Source organism: Phaeobacter porticola, from assembly GCF_001888185.1.
Taxonomy (GTDB): Bacteria; Pseudomonadota; Alphaproteobacteria; order Rhodobacterales; family Rhodobacteraceae; genus Phaeobacter; species Phaeobacter porticola.
This window is the reverse complement of sequence record NZ_CP016364.1, coordinates 1164247-1182062: the sequence shown is the minus strand read 5'-3', so window position 1 is coordinate 1182062 and position 17816 is coordinate 1164247. Positions and strand designations below refer to the sequence as shown.

Genomic DNA, 17816 nt, shown 5'->3' with positions numbered 1-17816 from the left:
ACGCCAGAACAAAGGCCAAGCACGATGACACCTCCCGCCCCCATGCCCCCCATCGACGGTCCAACCCCCTGTCACGCTAAATGCCACTGCGGCGCGGTTGAGATCACAGCAGAATTGCCCCGTGGACTTGCATCAGCCAGCCGCTGCAATTGTTCCTTCTGTATCCGCAGGGGGGCGGCTGCGGTGACCGCCCGCACCGATAGCCTGAACATCCTCAAGGGGGCGGAAAACCTCAGCCTTTACACTTGGGGCAGCCACACAGCGAAACATTATTTCTGCAAGACCTGCGGCATCTATATCTATCACCAGCGCCGCTCTGATCCGGCGGAATGCGGCATCAATCTGGGTTGTATCAACGGGGGAAACCCCAGCAATCACGCCGACATCTACGGCGAGATCCCGTGGCACAATGGGGTGAACCACCCGGCCGACACGTAACGGCCCACGGGCAGCACTGCTCCGGCACAAATACCAATCACCCATAAAAAACGCGGCCCTAGGGCCGCGTTTCAAAACTTGTTCTCTGGGCTAAAATCAGTCCCGGATCACCTTGGCAAAGGTCTCGTAGATCGACTCGTTGGCGCAAAGCACATCGCCCGATGTCAGGATATCATCCTCAGGGTTCACCGCTTCGATCAACCCGCCAGCCTCTTGCACGATGATCACGCCCGCCGCCAGATCCCAAGTGTTCAGACGGCGTTCCCAATAGCCTTCGTAGCGGCCAGCCGCTACATAAGCCAGGTCCAGCGAGGCAGCGCCCCAGCGGCGTACACCGGCACAAGCGGGCATCAGACGTGCCAGATCCTTCAGCGTCTCGGGCAGGTCCGAGCGACCGGCAAAGGGCAGACCCGTGGCAAAGATCGATTCAATCATGCGGTGACGACCGGACACACGGATCCGGGTGTCGTTCATCCAGGCACCAGCACCTTTTTCGGCAAAAAACATCTCATCCTTGGCAGCATCATAGACAACGCCAGCCACAACTTTGCCTTTGTGCTCCAGCGCGATTGAAATCGCCCAATGTGGCAAGCCGTGCAAAAAGTTGGTAGTGCCGTCCAGCGGATCGACGATCCAGCGGCGGGTCGGATCCGCGCCCTCGTCCTCACCCCCTTCTTCGGCCAGCCAGCCGTAGGTCGGGCGGGCGCCCATCAGTTCTTCTTTCAGAATTTTTTCGGCTGCGATATCGGCCTTGGAAACAAAATCGCCTGCCCCCTTTCTCGACACCTGAAGGTTTTCAACTTCGCGAAAATCCTTGACCAGCGACCGCCCCGCCTTGCGGGCAGCTTTGATCATGATGTTGAGGTTTGCGCTGCCAATCATGCGAATGACTCCTGAGCAAGAGAGGGGAGATGTCGGTCAAACCGTGCCTATACGCGCCTGATTGCCGCTTGCCAAGGGCCAATAGGGGCTTAGGCCTGCACCCCAGACACATGAGAGCTATGCCCGGCACGCATGGGTGGGACCACTCCCGCAATCGCTTGGATCTTTCGCCTCAGTTGGCGCCTGAGGTCGGTGAAATCATCATTGCTTTTGCAGTCGACGCGCCTCGACCTTCGCCAGGCGGATCAGCTCTTGCATATAGGGTTTTTCACGATCCTCGCTGCGGATCGCCGCATATAGCCTGCGGGTGATCCCTTTTGAGGTCAGCGGCCGCGTCACATAGTCTGAGGAATATTTGACCTCCCGCACCACCCAGTCGGGCAGCACCGAAACTCCCCGATTGGACGCGACCAACAGCAGGATCACCGCCGTCAACTCCACCTGTCGGATAGAGGCAGGTTCGACCCCCGCAGGTGTCAGCAGCTGGCTAAAGATATCCAGTCGCGCCTTCTCAACCGGATAGGTGATCAGCGTCTGGCCGCGAAAATCATCCGCCTCAATATGAGGCTTCTCCGCCAGCGGATGCAGTGCCGAGGCGACAAAGACGGGTTTGTAATCAAAAAGCTCAATAAATTCGATCCCCGACAACACCTCCGGGTCCGAGGAAATCACCAAATCGACCTCTTCCTTTTGCAGCGCAGGCAACGCGTCAAAGGCCAGGCCGGGGCGAATATCCACATCCACATCGGCCCAGTTCTTGCGCAAGCCCTCCAGCACCGGGAACAGCCATTCAAAACAGGCGTGACACTCAATCGCGATATACATCCGCCCGGTATTGCCATCGCGCAGCGCCGAAAACTCCGCCTGCATCGCTTCCACCTGCGGCAACACCTGGTCGGCCAGCCGCAACAGCCGCAACCCCGCCGCCGACAGTTTCATTGGTTTTGAACGGCGTAGGAACAGCTCCACACCCGCCTGATCCTCCAGCCCCTTGATCTGATGACTGAGTGCGCTCTGGGTGATATTCAGCTGATCCGCCGCCCGCGCCAACCCGCCTTCCTGGTGAATGGCCTTTATCGTACGCAAGTGTCGGAATTCGATGTGCATCTACCATATCGCTCATGTTGTTCTTGAGTATTATGAAATTGTTTCACAATGCAGGCTATGCAACAAGAGATGAAATCATGCGGAGCGCTTTTAAATGACGACCCCTGACATCTCTTTTGAATTCTTCCCCCCGCAGTCTCTGGAGGCCTCATTTCGGCTCTGGGACACCGTACAAACGCTGGCTCCACTGGACCCGCGGTTTGTCTCTGTCACCTATGGTGCAGGCGGCACCACCCGTGATCTGACCCGCGAAGCGGTTGCAACGCTGCACAAATCTTCCGGGTTGAATGTGGCGGCGCATCTGACCTGTGTAAATGCCACCAAATCCGAAACCATGGAGATCGCCGATCAATTCGCCGAAGCAGGCGTCAGCGAAATCGTCGCACTACGAGGTGATCCGCCCAAAGGGGCCGCTGGCTTTGAACCGCACCCCGACGGCTACGCCAATTCGGTTGCGCTGATTGCGGCACTGGCAGAACGCGATCAATTCTCCATCCGTGTCGGCGCCTACCCCGACCGCCACCCCGAAGCCACCAGCGCCCGTGCGGATGTAGACTGGCTGAAACGCAAACTGGACGCCGGCGCGGATGAAGCGCTGACCCAGTTTTTCTTTGAAGCAGACACGTTTTTTCGGTTCCGCGATGATTGCGCCAAGGCCGGGATCGACACCAGTCGCATCACCCCCGGCATCCTGCCGATTGAGAATTGGAAAGGCGCGCGCAATTTTGCCAAACGCTGCGGCACCACCATCCCCGCCTGGGTCGAAGACGCCTTTGAAAAGGCCATACGGGATGGGCGCGAGGATCTGCTAGCGACTGCAATCTGCACCGAACTCTGCTCTGACTTGATGGAAAACGGCGTCGAAAAGCTGCATTTCTACACGCTGAACCGCCCCGAGCTGACCCGCGATGTCTGCTTTGCCCTAGGCATCACACCAAAAGTCGCACTGGAGAACGTGGCGTAGCGCTTGCTCTGCGACCTGCCCGCTCCTAGCCTCTGATCCTGTCGCCCCTGCTGTTTTTGGCGGGGGCGTTTGTCGTCGCGCCCAATTCAAGAACACTGTTTTGGCCGTGTCGCAATGTATCGCAATATCAGGATGGCCGCATGTCTTCACCCATTTCGCACGCCCCGACCTCGCCCGCACGTCCGCGCCGCGCCGCCGGTCCACAGGATCTTTTGCGACCTGAGGAAATCACGCAGATCTCTGGGCTGGAGTTCATGCAGAGCATTCTGGACGGTCGCCTGCCCGGCCCGCCCATCGGCGAGACCCTCGGCTATCACCTGCACAGCGTGGAGCCAGGCACAGTCATTTTTCGCGGCACACCTGAATTTACCGTCACCAACCCAATGGGCACAGTCCATGGTGGTTGGTACGGAACGCTACTGGACAGCGCCATGGCCTGCGCTGTGATGACCCGCGTACCGAAAGGGGCCATTTATACCACGTTGGAATTCAAGGTGAATATCCTCCGCCCTATACCGCTTGGAACTGAAATTGAGTGTATAGGCCTCACCGATCATGTGGGGCGTTCCACCGGGATCGCCCATGGTGAATTGCGCGGCATCCAGGATGGCAAACTTTATGCCACCGGCTCCACCACCTGCATTATTATGCGCATCGCGCCAACCTGATCTATCCAGCCCAGCGCCTACAAAACCACGCTCGCACATCCACGCTGCGAAATCAGAGCCGCTTGACCAATCGGTGCAGGCGCTGTTCGCGTAGACCAACCCGCATTTCGCCACTAAGGCCGGTCGCGGCAAAACCTTCCCGCTCCCAGAATGCCCGTCCCTTTGGATTGGCTTCGACCACTGCAAGAAAAATCTCTGACGCGCCCCGGCCCCGTGCCAGTGCTTCCACATGGGCCAGAAAGTGCACGCCAGAGCCAGCCCCTCTTGCCCATGGCCCCAGCACCATCAATCCAAGATACGCATCCGCCGGTTCGGGAAACCCAAAAGACAGTTCTGCAAGTCCAGACAGTCTCCCGGAGACAAACATCCCTAACCTGTAGGACTTGGCAGGATCACATCCGGGTGGCCCGTCTGTGAAAAAACTGTCGGCTTTGGCCCGCCCTGGTGCGACCCCCTCGACCAGCATCCAGTAATCCGGCGCATCCCGATAAAATGCCTCCACGAGATCAAGATCGCTCTGTGGGTTGAGCGACCGAAACAGTGGCGACAGCCCGCCTGCAACCTTGGCAGATGAATCTTCTTTATCCTGTAACATAGGGTCAGCCTAGGCGACGAAATACTGGAACAAAAGCCCGTGGTAACTAATTATTGCGAGGCCTGCGCAGAGGCTGCTCGACTCCGATGCAACCAGGCACCTCGCCCGCTACACCGTATCAACGCGCCATTTTAGATAGCTGAGACTGCCAATGCGCCAGACGCTTATCCGTGATACTGACCCCCACACTGCTGTGCAGCCGCTCGCTGCTGTCCAGACCTACCCTGCGTTTCCCGCGCAACAGAAAGATCTTGCCCCACCCCCGCCAGGTTCCAACCGAGGGCGCGCTGGGATCAACCGGAAACCGCATTCGCCAGTCGCGCGGCAGTGGCAGGCCCGTGTCCTCAGCCCGCTCCAGCATCCAGACCAGAGAGACATTGGACAAAGCCCGCGCGTCTTCGAAACCGCCCAGCTGCCCGCCAACATCGCCATGGCTGCCACGAAACCAGACCTGTTCCACCTTACCGTCATGTCCATTCGGACATTCCCACAACACAGGTGCAAAGGCCCGTCGCGTTTCATCCAACGCCAGGGCGTGAAAGCCATTTTTCACATGTTTGCCAAGCTGGTGGTTGTGAAACCCATGTCGCCGCTCTGCCCAGCGCCACAACAGTGGCAGGCGCAGGCCCAGCGCCTTGACCGTATCCCAGACACCAACCATTTCGATGTCGACCGCAGGGTGGCAATAGCGCTCACTAAAGGCCGAGGCGACAGCTCCGCCGGTCTGCGCAGCCGCCTGGGGACTTGTGCTGTTGTCCCGCTCCGCCCCGACACCCTCGCCAGTTGGCGTCACGGATAACGCCGCCACATCCCGTGGCCCGCTGGCAGAAGCCGCGCCGCATTGATAGTGGCGATAAGCGGTGCGAATATTGCGCACGGTTGCGTGTTCGGCCGTCAGCAACCCCACCTCATCAATGACGCCCGCAAGGGAACGCACTGCATAAGCGCCCCGCGAATAGCCTATCAGATAGATCCGGTCCCCCGGACGGTAGCGCGAGGCCAGATAACCATAGGCCCGCCGGATCTGACGGTTGATGCCGCGCCCGATCATCACGTCCGCAGTCTTGCGCCAGCTTTGCCATTGCACACCGGCCTCGTAGAAGACAGAGACTTGCGGGCCGACCTCCCGGCATAGCCGATAAACCATGCCGGCATGGGTTTCATGCCCCGGCTCCAGCGTCGACATTGTGCCATCCAGGATGATCACATGGGCCTGTGGCCCGCGCAGCTTGGATTCGGCAGAATGCTCTGAGCGCAAAGGCCGCCCAAGCCATCCCAGGATCCGTTTGCTCAGCTGCGTCAGTGACATACCTCAACCGGTCTCCCTTATTGCGTTCCATAGTCTCAAGGGGGTATACGGCATCTCAACCTGCCGCACGCCCCGCTCCCAGACCGCGTCCTGAACCGCATTGGCAACAGCTGCCAAGGCGCCCACTGTGCCCGCCTCGCCGCAGCCCTTCATCCCCATCGGGTTCTGGGTCGATGGCACCGGCGCAAAGCCTACGTCAATCATCGGCACATCCGCCGCACGCGGCAAGGCGTAGTCCATAAACGATGCTGTGAGCAGTTGCCCATCGGCATCATAAACCACCCGCTCCAGCAGGGCCTGCCCCAGCCCCTGCACCACACCGCCATGTACCTGACCTTCGGCCAGCAGCGGGTTGATCAAATTGCCGAAATCATCAATCACCGTGTAGCGATCCACATGGCTGACGCCGGTTTCAGGGTCGATCACGATCTCGGCAACATGGGCACCGTTTGGAAACGACCGCCCCGGCAGCTTGGCCCGTGCCGTGTGACGCAGCAGCTCGTGACGCCCTTGCGCACGGGCCATCTCAGCAACCTCTACAAGCGTTGGCCGCTGATTGCTGCCCGGCGTGCTGAACTGCTCGCCATCAAAGGTGACAGAGGCAGGCTCAACGCCCAGTTGCTCTGCCAAAAAGGGAGTGAAAGCCTCGATCATCACATCAACTGCCGCCAGCGTGGCATTGGCCTGAGTGGTCACAGATCGCGATCCGCCGGTGCCGCCGCCCTGGGCAATCCGGTCACTGTCGCCCTGCACCACAGTGATATCGGCGGCAGGGATGCCCGTCTGGTCCGCAAGGAACTGTGCATAGACCGTTTCATGGCCCTGACCGTTGCTCTGCGTTCCAACATAGATGCTCACCCGACCCTCCTCTTCAAAGGCGACTTCCGCGCTTTCTGAAGGATCACCCAAAATACTTTCGATATAGTAACACAGGCCAACGCCCCGTAAATTTCCCCGCAACGCATCAGCGGCCTTGCGCTGGGCGAAGCCAGCAAGATCCGCGGCCTCTTCTGTGCCCGCCAGCAGGTGGTGGAAATCGCCCACATCATAGGTCTCGTCCGTTGCGGTTTTGTACGGGAACTGATCCGCGCGGATAAAATTGCGTCGCCGCAGCTCCCAGGGGTCAACCCCCAGCTCGCGCGCGGCATGATCCATCACCCGCTCCAGCACATAAATCGCCTCAGGACGCCCTGCCCCGCGATAGGCATCAACCTGCGCGGTGTTGGTGTAGATCCCCTCCACCCGTAGCCAAGTGGTGTCGATATCATAGACCCCCGCCAGCACCCGGCTGAACAGCTGCGTCTGCACCGGCTGGCCAAAATGCGAGTTATAAGCCCCAAGGTTGCAGTGGCTGTGGACCCGGTAGCCGGTGATGCGCAGATCCGCGTCAAAGGCCAGCTCGGCCAGCGAGGTCAGATCCCGCCCGGCATTGTCGCTGAGCATCGCCTCGCTGCGGTCCGACATCCAGAACACCGGCCGACCTAGCAGACGCGCAGCATGGGCCACGGCGAAATACTCTGGGTACGGCATCGCCTTCATGCCAAAGCCGCCGCCCACATCCGGCGTGGTGACATGCACGGCCTCGGATGCCAACCCCAGCTTGTCGCTGAGCTGTTTTTTCATCGCCCAGACACCCTGCCCGCCATAGGTGAACTGCAAACGCTCCTCGGCCCAAGTGGCAAAACAGCCGCGCGGCTCCATCGTGTTGACGATGATCCGGTTGTCCTCAACCTGCAGCGCCACGCGATGTGCCGCCGAAGCAAAGGCCGCCTCGGTTGCCGCCTCATCGCCCATGCCCCAGTCAAAGGCCCGGTTGTCCGGCGCCTCGGCGTGCAGCTGCTCACCACCCGCTGCCAGATCCACCTTGGCCGGCAGATCGTCGATATCCAGTTCGATCATCTCCCCCGCATCGCGGGCCTGCTCCAGCGTCTCCGCGATCACCACTGCGATTGGTTCCCCCACGAAGCGCACGCGGTCGCGGACCAACATCGGGCGTTCCGGCGCAGCGGCTTTGCTGCCATCTCGGTTGTCCACCACCGCGCCATCCATGCCCACATTGATGCCAGCGGCCTCCAGATCGGCCAGCGTCAGAATGGATTGCACACCCTCAGCCTCGCGCGCCATCTCAAGATCCAGATGGGTAATGGTACCATGAGCGACCGGACTGCGCAGGACCCAGGCCCGCAACGCGTCAACCGGGGCGGCATCTTCCAGATAGCGCCCCTGCCCGGTCAGGAACCGTATATCCTCAACCCGCCGCACCGGTTGGCTTTTGCCGAATTTATCCATGTCTGCCCCTGCCCTCACTGATATGCCGGACCCGTTTTGCCCATGGCAAACACAAAAACGCGGCGCACAGGTACATGCCCTGCGCGCCGCGCCAATTGATCCCGTCAGACGCGACAGTAGCCTTAAGGGCGCGCTTGTCCAGACAGCTCGATCACCGTCGCCACGTCAGACAGACCATAGCCGTTGAACTGCGTGCTCATGGCCGAGGAATAGGCGCCAAGACCGGGGAACAGCACATAGTCACCAATCTGCGTATCGCGTGGCAGCGGCAGCCCATCCGGCAGCCGGTCCAGACTGTCACAGGTGGGGCCAAAAACCACGCGCGGCTGGGCGTCTGCCCCCCGGCGGGTGCCATCAGCGGCGACCACTTCGACCCGCCCCGGCAGGCCCATGTCGCGGATATCCACCAGACCGCCATAGATCCCGTCATTGAGGAACACCACCTCACCGGCCTTGCGTATCCCCTTGATCCGCGCCGCCAGCGTAAAGCTCTCCGAGACCATGGCGCGCCCCGGCTCGCAGATCAGCCCTGGCTTGTCGTCGCCAAAGGCCGCATCCACCGCAACCCAGATCGCAGCAAAAACCTTCTCCAGATCCGGCGCCACACCATCACGGTTCGCCGCAAAGCCACCGCCGACGTTCAGCCGTGCAATCTTCACCCCTGCGGCATCAATAATCCGCTTGGCAGCATGGACATATTCAACCCAGGCGCTTTCATCCTCACATTGGGTTCCGGGGTGGAAACACAGCGCAGGCGTCCAGCCCTCCGCCGCCACCCGCTTCAGCAGCTCTATCGCCATGTCCGGCTCTGCCCCGAACTTGCTGCCAAAATCATAGGCCGCGCCCGCCACCGGCAGGGCAAAGCGTACCGCGATTTCGCAGCTCTTAGGCACATCCGCGAGCTTGTCCAGCTCGCTTGGTTCATCCACCGACCAGCTGGCCACACCATGGGCGATGCCCGCCGCAATCTCCACCTCCGAGCGTACCGGGTTGTTGTAATGCATTACCGCGTCCGGGCTGGCGGCACGCACCGCGTCCATCTCCGCAGGCGAGGCCACGTCAAATCCGGTAATGCCTGCCGCCACCAGATTGGACAGCACCGCCGGATGCGGGTTGGCCTTCACCGCGTAGGTCACCAGCCCCGGAAAACCGCGCTGAAACCGGTTGGCCACGTCATGCAGCACCCGCGGCGAAAAATACAGGATCGGATGATCCGGTGTACTGCGCGCCAAATGGGTTTCAGGGGAAAGCCAGAGAGGTGGGATCTGCTGCATGGATATCGGCCTTAATTGGATGTTTTTCCCAGTTTCCGCCAAAACGTCGTCGATTTCGCTCGTCACTTTGCCTATAGTGACGAAAAATAACGTCATATCGCAGGCCACATATGCAAACCGACGAAACTGACCAAAACCTCCTGACGCTCCTGCGGGAAAACGCCCGCCGCCCGGTGGCCGATCTGGCGCGGCGTCTGGGCCTTGCGCGCACCACGGTTCAGGCGCGGATTGAACGATTGGAAAGCTCCGGCGTGATCAGCGGCTACACGCTGCGCACCTCGGCGCAGGCGCGCCCGCCCCTGCAGGCGACTGTGCTGATCTCGATTGAACCGCGCTCTGGCCCGGAAGTCCTGGCCCGGCTGCGCGGATTGCCTGGGGTTGAGGTGGTGCATACCACTTCGGGACGATTTGATCTGCTGGCACAGGTGGTGGCGCAGACCACCACCGAACTGGACGAGACGATTGATCGCATCGGCGAGGCACGCGGCGTGCGTTCCTCCGAGAGCCTGATCCATCTGGCCACCAAATTTGACCGCACCGGCCAGTAGACTGCCCGCGAGTAACTGACCATCTGATACGCCTGCTGCAATACTCGTGTCGCAAAGACTCGTGCGCCCGGCCACCCCTGCGGTATCCGCATCAAGGGTGCCCGGGCGGCTTAAAACCATAGGCATCGGCGAACAGGACCCGAGGGAGGTCCAGTGGACAAAGGCGGCTTGGAACTCCACCCCGGTTGATCGGGCGCGACATCACTCACTGTCATCTGCATCCCGATATCCCCACCACTCACCGTGCAGGATTAACCTTAAAACGTCGTTATCGCCGGGATCGTTCCATATTATTTTTGATATTCTCAGGATCCTTGTCGCTCCCCCTTCGGCAGGCCCGCCTATCGAGACTTTCCCTTTGCTGCACCATTCGGTATGGGATGACCCGATCAGATAGATACGCAGGCAGGACATTCCGATGGCGATGGACAAGACATTTAACGCAGCCGAAGCTGAAACCCGGCTTTCCGAGGCCTGGGAGACAGCAGGCTGTTTCCGCGCGGGCGCAAATGCCAAGCGCAGCGAAACCTACAGCGTTATGATCCCGCCTCCGAATGTCACCGGCGTCCTGCACATGGGCCATGCCTTCAACAACACGCTGCAGGACATCCTGATCCGCTGGAAACGCATGCAGGGGTTTGACACCCTCTGGCAGCCCGGAACCGACCATGCCGGTATCGCCACCCAGATGGTGGTGGAGCGTGAGCTGGCCAAGGACGGCAAGAAGCGCACTGATTTCACCCGCCCGGAATTCCTGGAGAAAATCTGGGAGTGGAAAGAACACTCCGGCGGCACCATCATCAACCAGCTGAAGCGCCTCGGTGCCTCCTGTGATTTCGACCGCACCGCCTTCACCATGGCCGGCGCGCAGGGCGACACCCGCACGGGCCATGAGAATTCGCCCAATTTCCACGATGCCGTGATCAAGGTCTTTGTGGAGATGTACAACAAGGGCCTGATCTACCGCGGCAAGCGGCTGGTGAACTGGGACCCGCATTTTGAAACCGCGATCTCCGACCTTGAGGTGGAGAATATCGAGGTCGCAGGCCACATGTGGCACTTCAAATACCCGCTCGCCGGTGGGGCAACCTACACCTACGTGGAGAAGGACGAAGACGGCAACGTCACGCTGGAGGAAGAGCGCGATTATATCTCCATCGCCACCACCCGGCCTGAGACCATGCTGGGCGACGGCGCGGTGGCTGTGCATCTTTCGGATGAACGCTACGCCCCCATCGTGGGCATGCTCTGCGAAATTCCAGTAGGTCCCAAGGCCCAGCGCCGCCTGATCCCGATCATCACGGATGAATACCCGGACAAGGATTTCGGCTCAGGTGCCGTAAAAATCACCGGCGCCCATGATTTCAACGACTATCAGGTCGCCAAGCGCGGCGGCATTCCGATGTATAACCTGATGGACACCAAGGCGAATATGCGCAGCGACGGCGCGCCCTATGTCGAAGAGGCCACAACCGCACAAGCCATCGCCAATGGTGAGGCTGAATTCACCGAAGCCAGCATCGCCGCGATGAACCTGGTGCCGGAAGAATACCGTGGCCTGGACCGTTTCGAGGCGCGCAAACGCGTGATCGCCGATATCACCGCCGAAGGTCTGGCCGTCATGCAGACCGTGACCAAGACTGTAAAGGATGAGGACGGCAACGAGAGTGAAATCTCCGAAACCGTGCCCTACGTCGAAAACAAGCCGATCATGCAGCCCTTTGGCGACCGCTCCAAAGTGGTGATTGAGCCGATGCTGACCGATCAGTGGTTTGTCGATGCCGAAAAGATTGTTGGCCCGGCGCTGGACGCCGTAAAAAACGGCACCGTGAAGATCCTGCCGGAGTCAGGCGAGAAGACCTATTACCACTGGCTGGAAAACATCGAACCCTGGTGTATCTCTCGCCAGCTCTGGTGGGGGCATCAGATCCCAGTTTGGTATGGACCAAAGTTGCCGCTTCCCGATCCCTTCGAAAAGTCAAAAGTCCAATACCAAACTTTCTGTGCAGCGACTGAAGAAGAAGCCATTGAGCAAGCGCAAAAATATTACGGCGATATGATCACTCTTTCTGTAGCCGGAAAAGTGGGTTTCGACTTCGTCGCCACGCCAGAGACAGTGGACCTAGATGAGAACGTCACACTCGCGCGCGACCCCGACGTGCTCGACACCTGGTTCTCCTCCGGCCTCTGGCCGATCGGCACCCTCGGCTGGCCGGAGCAGACCGAGGAACTGGCAAAATACTTCCCGACCTCGACCCTCGTCACCGGTCAGGATATTCTGTTCTTCTGGGTTGCGCGGATGATGATGATGCAGCTGGCGGTTCTGGATCAGGATCTGCCGGTCGAACAGCGCATCCCCTTCGACACCGTCTACCTCCACGGCCTCGTGCGCGATGCCAAGGGTAAAAAGATGTCGAAATCCACCGGCAACGTCGTCGACCCGCTGGAAATCATCGACGAATACGGCGCCGATGCGCTGCGCTTTACCAATGCGGCCATGGCCTCATTGGGCGGCGTGCTGAAACTCGACATGAAGCGGATCGAAGGCTATCGCAACTTTGTCACCAAGATCTGGCAGGCCTGTTCCTATGGCGACAGCCAGCTTGATGCCTTTAGTGTGACGCGCAGTGCTGAGCCGCCCAAGGCCACCCTGCCCCTCAACCGCTGGATCATTGGCGAAATTGCCAAACTGCGCGAAGAAGTGGATGCGGGTTTTGAAAGCTTCCGCTTCAATGACGCCGCCAATGCGCTGTATTCCACCTTCTGGAACACCTTCTGCGACCGCTATCTGGAGTTCACCAAACCGGTGTTCCAGGGTGACGATGCCGCCGCCAAGGAAGAAACCCGCGCCACATTTGCCTGGGCCATCGACCAGGCGCTGATCCTGATGCACCCCATCATGCCCTTTGTCACCGAAGAGCTGTGGAACGTCACCGAGGGCCGCGGCGTCAAGATGGGCGCAGCCGCGCAGATGCTGGCCCATGCGCAATGGCCCAGCTACACCGCCGCCGATCTGGTGGATGCAGAGGCTGAGGCGGAAATGAACTGGGTTATTGCAGTGATCGGCAATGTCCGCTCTGCCCGCGCGCAGCTGAATGTGCCCTCAGGCTCTATCGTGCCGATGCTGGTCACCGAAATGGACGCCGCCGCACAGGGCTACTGGGATCGCAACGCCGATCTGATCCTGAACAAGGCCCGCATCAAGAGCCTGACCAAGGCACAGGATCTGCCAAAGGGCTGTATCTCAATTGGTGCGCCTGGTGCCTCCTTTGCGCTACCGCTGGCTGATATCATTGATGTCGCGGCAGAAAAGGCACGTCAGGAAAAGAACCTCGGCAAACTGACCAAAGAGCTGGGCGGATTGCGGGGCCGTTTGAAAAATCCCAAATTCGCAGCGTCGGCCCCGGAAGAGGTCGTAGCAGAAGCCCGCGAAAATCTCGCCGCCCGTGAAGAGGAAGAAGCCAAGGTCAAGGACGCGCTCGCACGCCTGTCCGAGATCGTCTAATATGGCGTCGCGCGGGCAAACCATTGCTTTTGTAACTGGTTTGCCCGCGCGACGATCAGCTGGCTAAATTGCAGCACCATGGTCTGAGATATCTCTCAGGGATTGCGCATGCCCAGTCAGTCGTCACATGGGCCCAAAACCATATACAATGTGGGCGATTGATAGCGTTAAATCTTCCGCATAAGGGGAAAAACACGGTAACGCGGTCATTGCCTTTGCCCCGGTTCTGTATCAGCCTGTGCCAACAGCTTGATCTCCGTGCCAGAAAGGAGCCCACAATGCCCAAAGGATATTGGGTCGCCCATGTCGATGTAGACGATATGGACCGCTACAAAGACTATGTTGCAGCCAATGCGGCCCCCTTTGCCGAATACGGCGCCAAATTTCTGATCCGGGGCGGCCCCAAAGAGGTCCGCGAAGGCCAGACCCGCGCCCGCACCGTGGTAATCGAATTCAAGGACTTCGCCACAGCCAAGGCCTGTTACGACTCCGTCGCCTATCAGCAGGCCAAAGCGCTGCGTGATCCGGTATCGACCGGCGACATGGAAATCATCGAAGGCTATGGCGACTAGGACCTTCTTGGTATTGAACGCGCTCAAGGGTAAACTGCTGCTATGCTGAAAAAACTATTCCAGGTCTTTCGACCCCCGCAGACCCCGATCCCGCCAGACCCAGACGCCGAACTGGCGCTTGGTGCGTTGTTGGTGCGGGTGGCCCAGTCGGACCGGGACTATCAGCTGGAAGAAATCAGCCTGATCGATCGGATTTTGGCCCGCCTCTACCAACACAACGCAATTGAGGCCGCAAAAGTGCGCGCCGCCTGCGAGAAACTGCATACCGCCGCGCCCGAGACCGATACATTTGGACGCCTGATCCGCGAAACCACCGGGCTGGAGGAACGCCTCTCAGCACTAGACGCGCTGTGGGAGGTGGTCTTGGCCGACGGCCATGAACACCCCGGTGAAATCCGCATCGTCGAGGACGCCCGCAAGGCCATGGGCCTCTCGCGCGCCGACAGCGATGTTGCGCGCGCCCGCGCGCAGGGCAAACTGCTGAACCCAGAGGTCGGAATCGCCCCAGGTCAATTGGCCTCGGGTCAACTATCCGCTGATGAACCGGACAAAACCAGCCCCTCCAAAACCCCAGACAAGGAGCAACAGCCATGATTAAGGATCTCCTTGCCCGCCTTTTGGCGCCAGCTCCGGCACCACTGGACGACCAGGACGCCCGGCTGGCGCTTAGCGCGCTGCTGGTGCGTATCGCGCGCTCGGATCACAACTATTCAGACACCGAACGCGACCGGATAGACCGGATCCTGCGCACCCGCTACGATCTGGATCTGGGCGGTGCCATCCTTCTGCGGGAACAGGCCGAAGCCCTCGAGGCAGAGGCCCCCGACACCGTCCGTTTCACCCGCGCCATCAAGGACGCCGTTCCTTATGAGAACCGCATGAGCGTGGTCGAGGCCCTGTGGCAGGTGGTTCTGGCAGATGGCAAGCGCGACGCCGCCGAGGATGCGCTCATGCGCCTTTCCGCCAGCTTGCTAGGGGTCAGTGACGTTGACAGCGCCCGTGCCCGTCAATGCGCAGAGGCCAGCTCATGACCGCCAGTCTGGCGATGTATGACCGCCCTGAAACCGCCCCTGCCCTTGATGCGCTGTGGCAGGCGATCCGACACGAGCTGACCGCTGCCTCTATTGGCGCACCCGAAACCCTCACCCGTGGCGGCGATCTCTGGTCGATCTGGTCCGATTCGAAGTTGCTGCTGGCGCAGACCTGCGGCCTGCCCTACCGCACCCGTCTCTATGAGCAGGTCAATCTGGTCACAACACTGGATCACGGCGTCGCGGACTGCCCGCCGGGGCACTACAACAGCGTCTTCATCGCCCATCGCAACCGCGCTCGTGCGGATCTGCGCAGCTTTGCAGGCGGCAGCTTTGCCTATAATGAGTCGCTGTCACAATCCGGCTGGGCAGCCCCGATGATGCACATGCGGGAGATCTCAATCCTACCTGGCAGCCTGTTTCAATCCGGCAGTCATCGGGCCTCGGCCCGCGCCGTGGTCGATGGAACCGCTGATTTTACCGCGGTTGATGCGGTCAGCTGGGCCTTGATACGGGATCACGACAGTTTTGCGGATGACCTCACTGAGATTACCCGCACCAAACCCACACCGGGTCTGCCATTGATCACCGCCACAACCCGCGATCCTGCACCGCTGCGCGCGGCGGTCAAACAGGCCGTGGCTGAACTTGACCCGGTCCACCGTCAGACACTGCATCTTCAGGGCGCAATCGACATCGCACCCGGCGCCTATCTCGCGGTCCCAACGCCACTGGGGCCTGTGCTGACAGAGCAGTCAATAAGGCAACAGGTGGCAAGCTGATCCCTTGGCAGGACGCAGGCATCAGATGTGACCCATGCACTGCCCCATATCCGTAAGTGTGATCAGCGGGTCTGGCGCGCGCCATCCCTCGCTGACCAACCAGCGCTTCTGACAGCAGCCCTGACCATCGCCACTTTGCGTACAATTTGATCAGATTACGCGCCGAAATGCGAAATTCCCCGGCGGGCTTATCGGTTTGCACGTTGCATCCGCTGTTTTTTTCGGTCCAATAAGGACCAATTCAAAGACAATTGAACGAGAGACATCTTGACCGACACAACGCCAGTTCTGGAAATCCGCGGCCTGCACAAGTCATATGGTGAGCTGGAAGTCATCAAAGGTGTCGATATCACCGCCCACCGCGGCGATGTGGTTTCCCTCATCGGGTCCTCAGGTTCCGGCAAATCCACGCTGCTGCGCTGCTGCAATCTGCTGGAAGACAGCCAGGACGGCGATATCCTCTTCAAAGGCGAGCCGATCAGCTGGTCCGGTACCGGCCTTTCGCGCCGCCCGTCCGATGCCAAACAGGTGCTGCGCATTCGCACCAACCTGTCGATGGTATTCCAGCAGTTTAACCTCTGGGCCCATATGACGATCCTGCAAAACGTGATGGAGGCCCCCCTGACCGTCCTTGGCCGCGACCGCGCCGAGGTAGAGGACGCCGCCCGAAAATACCTGACCAAAGTGGGCATCGGCGACAAATGTGAGGCCTATCCGGCGCAGCTCTCTGGCGGCCAGCAGCAGCGTGCCGCGATTGCGCGCGCGCTCTGCATGGAACCTGAGGCGCTGCTGTTTGATGAACCCACCTCCGCGCTCGATCCCGAGCTGGAACAGGAGGTGGTCAAGGTCATTAAGGACCTCGCCGCCGAAGGCCGCACCATGATCATCGTGACCCATGATATGAACATGGCTGCCGATGTCTCCAACCACGTCGTGTTCCTGCATAAGGGATTGATCGAAGAACAGGGCAGCCCGGACGAAGTCTTTGGCAGCACCCGCTCCGAACGCCTTCAGGGCTTTCTTGCCTCGACACGACATGGCAAATAACCATCCATAAAAAACCTAACCAAAACGGGAGTAACACCATGAAATCTCTTATCCTCGGCACCGCGGCCCTGGCTCTTAGCGCCGGTCTGGCGATGGCAGACACCGTGCGTCTGGGCACCGAAGGCGCCTACCCTCCGTACAACTTCCTGAATGACGCAGGCGAAGTGGACGGTTTTGAGCGCGAGCTGGGCGACGAGCTGTGCAAACGCGCCGAACTGGACTGCGAATGGGTTACCAACGACTGGGATTCGATCATCCCCAACCTGCTGTCCGGCAACTACGACGCCATCATCGCAGGCATGTCGATCACAGCCGAGCGCAAGGAAGTTGTGAACTTCACCACCGGTTACACCCGTCCGTCGCCCTCTGCCTATGCGGCGATGTCGGCTGATGTTGACGTCAACAGCGCGGTTGTGGCGGCTCAGGCCTCCACCATTCAGGCCTCCCATGTTGCCACCACCGGTGCGACCCTGGTTGAATTCCCCACCCCGGATGAAACTGTTGCCGCTGTCAAAGCAGGCGAAGTGGACGCCGTGATGGCCGACAAGGACTTCCTGATCCCTATCGTTGGCGAAACTGAGCTGGCGTTCGTGGCAGAGGACGTGCTGCTGGGCGATGGCATCGGCATGGCATTCCGCAAATCCGATGACGAACTGCGCGGCAAGTTCGACGCCGCCGTCGAGAGCATGAAAGCAGATGGTTCCCTGAACGCTCTGCTCGAAAAATGGGAAATCGAAGGCCAGTTCTGAGCCCTCGCATCACCCTGATATCAAGGAGGGGGGGCGGCAGGCCCCCCTTCCCCCTT

17 protein-coding genes are annotated in these 17816 nt (G+C 60.1%); 11 read left to right on the top strand and 6 right to left on the bottom strand.

All coding sequences use genetic code 11. From position 1 onward, the window contains the following. Window positions 1–24: 24 nt before the first annotated feature. Entirely contained in the window at window positions 25–438 is a 414-nt protein-coding gene (locus tag PhaeoP97_RS05785) for a GFA family protein (RefSeq protein ID WP_072504271.1), read from the top strand. A gap of 96 nt (window positions 439–534) precedes the next feature. Here PhaeoP97_RS05785 and PhaeoP97_RS05780 read toward each other — a convergent pair whose 3' ends face one another. Together PhaeoP97_RS05780 and PhaeoP97_RS05775 are read right to left on the bottom strand one after the other, a co-directional pair. Further along, window positions 535–1320, bottom strand: a complete 786-nt coding sequence (locus PhaeoP97_RS05780) for an inositol monophosphatase family protein (protein ID WP_072504270.1) — start codon at window positions 1318–1320, stop codon at window positions 535–537. A 201-nt stretch (window positions 1321–1521) separates the two neighbouring features. Continuing rightward, on the bottom strand, window positions 1522–2427 hold the full coding sequence (locus PhaeoP97_RS05775) for a LysR family transcriptional regulator (protein ID WP_072504269.1): 906 nt from the start codon (window positions 2425–2427) through the stop codon (window positions 1522–1524). 94 nt (window positions 2428–2521) lie between these two features. On the opposite strand from PhaeoP97_RS05775, the gene metF reads away from it, so the two are divergent. Together metF and PhaeoP97_RS05765 are read left to right on the top strand one after the other, a co-directional pair. Then, window positions 2522–3391, top strand: a complete 870-nt coding sequence (gene metF, locus PhaeoP97_RS05770) for a methylenetetrahydrofolate reductase [NAD(P)H] (RefSeq protein ID WP_072504268.1) — start codon at window positions 2522–2524, stop codon at window positions 3389–3391. Between the two features lie 140 nt (window positions 3392–3531). After that, window positions 3532–4059: a PaaI family thioesterase gene (locus PhaeoP97_RS05765; protein WP_072504267.1), complete on the top strand. Its 528-nt coding sequence runs from the start codon at window positions 3532–3534 to the stop codon at window positions 4057–4059. A 52-nt stretch (window positions 4060–4111) separates the two neighbouring features. On the opposite strand, the gene PhaeoP97_RS05760 is transcribed toward PhaeoP97_RS05765, so the two are convergent. The 4 genes from PhaeoP97_RS05760 to PhaeoP97_RS05745 all read right to left on the bottom strand — a co-directional run bounded on the left by PhaeoP97_RS05760 (window position 4112) and on the right by PhaeoP97_RS05745 (window position 9526). Beyond that, the gene (locus PhaeoP97_RS05760; RefSeq protein ID WP_072504266.1) at window positions 4112–4654 is read right to left on the bottom strand and encodes a GNAT family N-acetyltransferase; all 543 of its coding nucleotides are present in this window, start codon (window positions 4652–4654) and stop codon (window positions 4112–4114) included. Window positions 4655–4772: 118 nt separating this feature from the next. After that, entirely contained in the window at window positions 4773–5963 is a 1191-nt protein-coding gene (locus PhaeoP97_RS05755; protein WP_072504265.1) for a DUF2235 domain-containing protein, read from the bottom strand. 3 nt (window positions 5964–5966) lie between these two features. After that, the gene (locus PhaeoP97_RS05750; RefSeq protein ID WP_072504264.1) at window positions 5967–8252 is read right to left on the bottom strand and encodes a xanthine dehydrogenase family protein molybdopterin-binding subunit; all 2286 of its coding nucleotides are present in this window, start codon (window positions 8250–8252) and stop codon (window positions 5967–5969) included. Window positions 8253–8374: 122 nt separating this feature from the next. Continuing rightward, window positions 8375–9526: a type III PLP-dependent enzyme gene (locus tag PhaeoP97_RS05745; RefSeq protein WP_072504263.1), complete on the bottom strand. Its 1152-nt coding sequence runs from the start codon at window positions 9524–9526 to the stop codon at window positions 8375–8377. Window positions 9527–9636: 110 nt separating this feature from the next. Between PhaeoP97_RS05745 and PhaeoP97_RS05740 the strand changes: the two genes are divergently transcribed. From PhaeoP97_RS05740 to PhaeoP97_RS05705, 8 genes are all read left to right on the top strand, one after another. Then, complete coding sequence (locus tag PhaeoP97_RS05740; protein WP_072504262.1) at window positions 9637–10074, top strand: Lrp/AsnC family transcriptional regulator; 438 nt, start codon at window positions 9637–9639, stop codon at window positions 10072–10074. 418 nt (window positions 10075–10492) lie between these two features. After that, window positions 10493–13579, top strand: a complete 3087-nt coding sequence (locus PhaeoP97_RS05735; protein WP_072504261.1) for a valine--tRNA ligase — start codon at window positions 10493–10495, stop codon at window positions 13577–13579. 278 nt (window positions 13580–13857) lie between these two features. Further along, complete coding sequence (locus PhaeoP97_RS05730) at window positions 13858–14151, top strand: DUF1330 domain-containing protein (protein ID WP_014874274.1); 294 nt, start codon at window positions 13858–13860, stop codon at window positions 14149–14151. 42 nt (window positions 14152–14193) lie between these two features. Next, the gene (locus tag PhaeoP97_RS05725; protein WP_072504260.1) at window positions 14194–14745 is read left to right on the top strand and encodes a tellurite resistance TerB family protein; all 552 of its coding nucleotides are present in this window, start codon (window positions 14194–14196) and stop codon (window positions 14743–14745) included. Continuing rightward, complete coding sequence (locus tag PhaeoP97_RS05720; RefSeq protein WP_072504259.1) at window positions 14742–15182, top strand: tellurite resistance TerB family protein; 441 nt, start codon at window positions 14742–14744, stop codon at window positions 15180–15182. Before PhaeoP97_RS05725 ends, PhaeoP97_RS05720 begins: the two co-directional genes overlap by 4 nt. Beyond that, the gene (locus PhaeoP97_RS05715; RefSeq protein ID WP_072504258.1) at window positions 15179–15964 is read left to right on the top strand and encodes a phosphate/phosphite/phosphonate ABC transporter substrate-binding protein; all 786 of its coding nucleotides are present in this window, start codon (window positions 15179–15181) and stop codon (window positions 15962–15964) included. The genes PhaeoP97_RS05720 and PhaeoP97_RS05715 overlap by 4 nt, the downstream gene beginning before the upstream one ends. A 267-nt stretch (window positions 15965–16231) precedes the next feature. Further along, window positions 16232–17011 (top strand): ABC transporter ATP-binding protein, encoded by a 780-nt coding sequence (locus PhaeoP97_RS05710; RefSeq protein ID WP_072504257.1) that lies wholly within the window; start codon window positions 16232–16234, stop codon window positions 17009–17011. Window positions 17012–17049: 38 nt separating this feature from the next. Further along, a complete protein-coding gene (locus PhaeoP97_RS05705; protein ID WP_072504256.1) occupies window positions 17050–17760 on the top strand; it encodes a transporter substrate-binding domain-containing protein in 711 nt (236 codons plus the stop codon). The last annotated feature ends 56 nt before the right edge of the window (window positions 17761–17816 follow it).